The organism is Paenibacillus rhizoplanae, assembly GCF_042684125.1.
In the GTDB taxonomy this organism is placed as follows: domain Bacteria; phylum Bacillota; class Bacilli; order Paenibacillales; family Paenibacillaceae; genus Paenibacillus_AQ; species Paenibacillus_AQ rhizoplanae.
This window is the reverse complement of record NZ_JBHUKY010000099.1, coordinates 1-1,642: the sequence shown is the minus strand read 5'-3', so window position 1 is coordinate 1,642 and position 1,642 is coordinate 1. Positions and strand designations below refer to the sequence as shown.

At 45.4% G+C, this 1,642-nt stretch carries 1 protein-coding gene; it reads left to right on the top strand.

Going from position 1 to position 1,642, the window contains the following annotated elements; translation table 11 throughout:
- The first annotated feature begins 151 nt into the window (after positions 1 to 151).
- Complete coding sequence (locus ACFSX3_RS31025; protein ID WP_209994895.1) at positions 152 to 1,474, top strand: IS4 family transposase; 1,323 nt, start codon at positions 152 to 154, stop codon at positions 1,472 to 1,474.
- Positions 1,475 to 1,642 lie beyond the last annotated feature (168 nt).

Sequence of the window (1,642 nt, the reverse complement as noted above, 5' to 3'; positions counted from 1 at the left end):
CCAATGTCATTAAGTTAAGATGCAGAGTCAAAAAACAACAAAAGAGCAGGTTATCGAAAAGATAGCCTGCTCTTTTTCTGTACAAAAAAATCTTGACAATCCGTTAAAAATGTGTGGCGAAGCCCCTTGAAAAAACGAGGAGGTTTCACCAATGAATACTTTTGCTAATTCGCTGAAAGACAGACTGACATCTCTCATCCGAGAGATGGCGGCTGCCCCCGCACCTTATGTCAAAAAACCAGGGAAAGATTTTACCCGAACGAAGAAACTCTCCTTTGAAACGGTCATGCAGACCCTGATCTTCATGGGGGGGAACAGTCTCTATAAGGAACTGCTGGAATCACAGGGCTATGATGTCAACACCGCAACTTCTTCTGCTTTTGTTCAGCAACGCAATAAAATCTTGCCGTCTGCGGTAGAATCTTTGTTTCACACCTTTACAGCGTCCCAAACGGAATTCAAGGATTATCGAGGCTATCGATTATTGGCCATTGATGGTTCCGATCTGCATATCGCAACAGATCCTACGGACCCGTTGACCTATTCTCAAAGTCAGCCCCACTCGAAAGGCTTTAACCTTCTGCACTTGAACGCAGCCTATGACCTCTGTAACCGGCTTTATGTGGATGCCATTGTTCAACCTCGAAAGTTCCGCAACGAAGGAAGGGCGCTGGCCACAATGGTGGATCGCTCCCCCATTCAGGGTAACGTCCTTGTGACGGGGGATCGAGGATTTGAAAGCTATAATACGTTCGCACATCTGGAACGGAAAGGATGGAATTACGTCATACGCGTCAAGGATTTGCATTCGAATGGTATTCTTTCGGGTTTGCACTTGACCTTGGACGGAGCGTTTGATCAGGAGATTCATCTGACGCTGACTAAAAAACAAACAAAAGAGTTCAGGAATCGCCCCGAAATCTATAAAGTTCTTCCGGCTACCTCTAGCTTTGATTTTCTGGACATGGAGGAGAACTTGTTTTACCCCATTTCCTTTCGGGTGGTTCGTTTCCTCCTGCAAAGTGGTGATTATGAAACCGTCATTACCAATCTGTCTACTGCTGAATTCTCACCGGATGAACTCCGGGATCTGTATCACCTGCGATGGGGCATTGAGACCTCTTTCCGGGCTTTGAAATACACCATTGGTTTGACCCATTTTCACGCAAAAAAGCAAGAGTCCATTACCCAAGAGATATTCGCAAGAATGATCCTCTACAACTTCGCTGAAATGATTACCTCGCACGTAGTCATTTCCCAAAAGGATAAACGGCACCTCTACCAAGTCAACTTCACGGTGGCCGTTCACGTCTGTAGACATTTCCTGCGTTCCAAGGGCGATGGACCCCCGCCTGATGTGGAAGCTTTGATTCGCAAAAATATTTTGCCGATTCGTCTCACCCGTCCTGGGCAAAGGAATACACGCAGAATACGTAGCAAATCCGCCATTAGCTTCGTCTACAGAGTAGCATAATTCGGTTCGCATGAACATTTTTTTAAGTGGATCTTCCATCCGCTTTGTTTGCTATGCGCTTTTTCCTTCCTTACACCCAAAACAAACGGCATAGGGCTTTTCCCCATACCGTTTTGGATTCCGTTTTTAATTCCAAACTTATCTTTGAGCTTATCTTAATGACATTGG